4 protein-coding genes are annotated in these 3,231 nt (G+C 68.9%); all 4 read left to right on the top strand.

All coding sequences use genetic code 11. From position 1 onward, the window contains the following. Positions 1–214 precede the first annotated feature (214 nt). The 4 genes from AC6RA4_RS15810 to AC6RA4_RS15795 all read left to right on the top strand — a co-directional run bounded on the left by AC6RA4_RS15810 (position 215) and on the right by AC6RA4_RS15795 (position 3,049). Positions 215–538 (top strand): SH3 domain-containing protein, encoded by a 324-nt coding sequence (locus AC6RA4_RS15810; protein WP_500161921.1) that lies wholly within the window; start codon positions 215–217, stop codon positions 536–538. A gap of 26 nt (positions 539–564) precedes the next feature. Further along, positions 565–705 carry a hypothetical protein gene (locus tag AC6RA4_RS15805; RefSeq protein WP_500161919.1) on the top strand — a complete coding sequence of 47 codons (141 nt, stop codon included), beginning with the start codon at positions 565–567 and terminating at the stop codon, positions 703–705. Positions 706–869: 164 nt separating this feature from the next. After that, positions 870–2,645, top strand: coding sequence for an aminopeptidase P family protein (locus AC6RA4_RS15800; RefSeq protein ID WP_500161917.1), 1,776 nt, complete (start codon positions 870–872; stop codon positions 2,643–2,645). A gap of 59 nt (positions 2,646–2,704) precedes the next feature. Further along, the gene (locus tag AC6RA4_RS15795) at positions 2,705–3,049 is read left to right on the top strand and encodes a DUF427 domain-containing protein (protein WP_500161915.1); all 345 of its coding nucleotides are present in this window, start codon (positions 2,705–2,707) and stop codon (positions 3,047–3,049) included. The last annotated feature ends 182 nt before the right edge of the window (positions 3,050–3,231 follow it).

Here is a 3,231-nt window from a genome sequence, read left to right as displayed (position 1 = left end):
CGCGGTGACGATCACCGATGTCGAGCAGCTGGCCGGCGCCATGACCGAGCAGCTCGCCGCGCTCTTCGACAGCGATCCGCGCGCCCGTGCCCGTTTCATGGGCATCAAGCGCGCGAGCTGACAGCGCACCCGAGGCCGTCACATCGCACCGTTGGGGAAGGCGGGTGCCGCCTGTTAGGCTGCATCCGAGATTTTCGAAAACAGGTGCATTGCGATGAAGATATTCCCGGGCCTCGCGCTCGCCCTGAGCTGCGCGACCTCGCTTCAGGCACAGAACATCGTGCCGCCGCGGGGCGAGATCATCACCGATACCGGCTGCCTTGTGAGCGGGCTCGACCCCAATGGCGACGGCTTTCTCGCGCTGCGCGCGGGCCCGGGTTCGGGCTACGCGCAGATCGGCAGCCTGCACAATGGCGACGCCGCCTATCTGCGCGCCTGCGACGGCAAGTGGTGCTACGTGCAGAACGGCGCGCTCAACGGACGCGAAGCCAAGTTCCGGGGCTGGATCTACACCGCGTGGTGCGAATTCTACCCGTGAGCCGCCTGCCCTTCGGGGCCTGCGGGATGCGGCATCAGCCAGCCGAGCGCTTTGCGCAGCTGCTGCCACCGCGCGGCCCGGCGCTGCCGGTTGGCATGCCGCGTGGCAAGGCCTGCGGCAACGTAGTGCCGCGCAACGTGATGCAGGTGAGCGAGATCGAACGGTGAGAACATGAGCTGTCTCCGCGCCCTGTCCCCCGGTCACGGCGCGGCCCGACTCTAGCGCTCCGGGGCCGCCTCGAACAGGTGTCCCGTTGTCACGCCCTGCCCCGCACTTGCCGCTGGCACCCGGACGCAGGCCTGATAGGGTCTGCGAAAAAGGAGGCCGAGCCATGTTCCAGACCTTTCAGGAAACCGCCCGCCCGGAGCAGGGCCCGGCGCGTCTTGCCGCCCTGCGCGAAGAGCTTGCCCGCGAGGGGCTCGACGGCTTTGTCGTGCCGCGCGCCGATGCGCATCAGGGGGAATATGTCGCCCCGCGCGACGACCGGTTGGCCTGGCTCACCGGTTTCACCGGCTCGGCGGGCTACTGCGTGGCGCTGACCGACGCGGCCGGCGTCTTTGTCGATGGGCGCTACCGGGTGCAGGTGAAGGCGCAGGTCGCCGATGTCTTCACCCCGGTCGACTGGCCCGAAACCGGCCTCGCCGACTGGATCGACGCCAAGCTCCCCGAGGGCGGCAGGATCGGCATCGATCCGTGGCTGTTCTCGGTCGAGCAACTGCGCGGGCTCGAGGCGAAGCTCGAGAGCCACGGCTTCATCCGCACCGACAACCTCGTCGACCGGATCTGGCCCGACCAGCCCGCCCCGCCGCAAGGTGCGGTCTTTGCCCAGGCCCTCGAGCTTGCCGGCGAGCCGCATGATGACAAGATCGACCGGCTGGCGCGCGGCCTCGAGGCCGAGACCTGCGTGATCACCCTGCCCGACAGCATCGCCTGGCTGCTCAACATCCGTGGCTCCGACATCCCGCGCAACCCGGTGCCGCACGGCTTCGCCCTGCTCAACGCCGATGGCACGGTCGAGCTCTTCATCGACGCCGCCAAGCTCGCGGGCCTCGGCGATCACCTCGGTCCGAAGGTCAAGGTGCTGCCCCCCGAGGGCTTCCTCGCCGCCGTGGCGACGCTGGGCGGCAAGGTGCAGATCGATCCGGCCACCTGTCCCGTGGCAGTGGCCGATGCGCTCGCCACCGCCGAGATCATTGAGGCCCCCGATCCCTGCGTCTTGCCCAAGGCGCGCAAGAACGATGCCGAGCTCGCGGGCGCCCGCGCCGCGCATCTGCGCGACGGCGCCGCCATGGTGCGCTTCCTCGCCTGGCTCGACCGCCAGCCGCCGGGCAGCCTGACCGAGATCGGCGTGGTCACCGCGCTCGAGGCCGAGCGCCGCGCCACCAATGCCCTGCGCGACATCTCCTTCGAGACCATCGCCGGCGCCGGTCCCAACGGCGCCATCGTGCATTACCGCGTCACCGAGGCCACCGACCGGAGCGTGAACGAAGGCGAGCTGCTGCTGGTCGACAGCGGCGGGCAATATGTCGACGGCACCACCGACATCACCCGCACCATCGCCGTGGGCGACGTGGGCGAGGAGGAATGCGCCAATTTCACCCGCGTGCTGAAGGGCATGATCGCCCTGTCGCGGCTGCGCTTCCCAGCGGGCCTCGCAGGGCGCGACATCGACGTGCTGGCGCGTGCGGCGCTCTGGGAAGAGGGGCTCGACTATGGCCACGGCACCGGCCACGGCGTCGGCGCCTATCTCAGCGTGCACGAGGGCCCGGCGCGCATAGCCCGCACCGGCACCGTGCCGCTCGAGGCGGGGATGATCCTGTCGAACGAGCCGGGCTTTTACCGCGAGGGCGCCTATGGTATCCGGATCGAGAACCTCATCGCCGTGGAGACCGCCCCGCCCCTTCCGGGACAGGTGGTGCCGCGGATGTTGCGCTTCGAGACCCTGACATGGGTGCCGATCGACAAGCGGCTGGTGGTGCCCGCCCTGCTCACGCAGGCCGAGCGCAACTGGTTCGACGCCTATCACGAAGAGGTGCTGGCCCGCATCGGCCCGCTCGTGGAGGGCGCGGATGCAGACTGGCTGGCAGCGGCCTGCGCGCCGCTTTGACACAGGACTGTCGCAAGACGGCTGGTATATGATCCGCGAGGAAACGGGGAGACGACGACATGATGAACCACATCACCATCCGCCCGACCCAGGGCACCTGGGTGATCCGCGCCGGCGGCGCGGTGCTGGGCGAGAGCAACCGCACGCTCGAGCTGACCGAGGGCGACATGCCCGGGATGATCTTCTTCCCGCGCGAGGACATCGCCATGGCCTTCCTCGAACCCTCGGATTACCGCACCATCAACCAGCATATCGGCGAGGCGACGCATTACACCATCGCCTCGAAAAGCCGCAGCTACGAGAACGCGGTGCTGTCCTACGAAAGCCCCAAGGACGAGGCGGCGCAGCTCGCCGGCTACCTCGCCTTCCAGGTCCAGGACGGGGTCGCGGTCGAACAGGTCTAAGCGCCCTAAACGAGCAGCGCTCCGGAAACCCAAAAGGCAGGCCCCGCGCCTGCCTTTTTTCATGCCCCGCGACCGAGGCCACCACCGCGCCCCTGTCTTCTCTTCGTCAAAAATACTCCCGCCGGAGGCCGGCCCGACAGAAAGACCGGGCGCAGCGACTCTCGAAAAGCGTCAGCCGTCCA

It is taken from the genome of Salipiger sp. (assembly GCF_059781815.1).
The sequence above is the reverse complement of the archived record's forward strand: the minus strand, read 5'-3'. Positions and strand labels throughout refer to the sequence as shown.